Below are 663 nucleotides of genomic sequence, written 5' to 3' on the forward strand. Positions count from 1 at the left end.
ATAGACATGGTCTATAGCCGTTTGGTAAAATAAAGTCACCACAACCAAATCTCACAAAGGAGGCTATAGAACATGTCCGATAACATTATACAATTAAATCAGGAACTTATCCATAACGAATTGAAAGATTTAGTACGTAACAGCGTTGAGGAGACCCTCAATGCCTTGCTGGATCATGAAGCAGATGAACTCGTTCATGCTGAAAAATATGAGCGTTCCGGCGAACGCAAAGGATATCGTTCTGGACATTACAGCAGAAACTTTCAAACCACAGCTGGTGAGGTCAAATTGAAAATGCCAAAGCTAAAGGGCGTTCCGTTTGAAACTGCCATTATTGAGCGATATCGCCGCAGAGAATGCTCTGTAGAAGAAGCTCTTATTGAAATGTATCTCGCAGGTGTTTCTGTTCGCCGTGTTGAGGATATCACCGAGGCATTATGGGGAACAAAAGTTTCACCTGGCACAATAAGCAATCTAAATAAAAAAGCTTATGAGCACATTGAGACATGGAGAAGTCGCAAACTTAGCGGTTCTTATCCCTATATTTATGTAGATGGTGTTTACTTAAAGCGCAGTTGGGGCGGTGAAATTCAAAACGTTTCTATTCTTGTTGCCATTGGAGTCAATGAGAATGGATGTCGTGAAATCATTGGTGCGGCAGAA

The 663-nt window shown here is 41.3% G+C and carries 1 protein-coding gene; it reads left to right on the plus strand.

The features are described 5' to 3' along the window. Positions 1–72 precede the first annotated feature (72 nt). On the plus strand, positions 73–663 hold a 591-nt coding region (locus tag ACYVD3_RS09240), incomplete at its 3' end, for an IS256 family transposase (protein WP_460642224.1).

The sequence above is a fragment of the Lacrimispora brassicae genome (assembly GCF_054772055.1).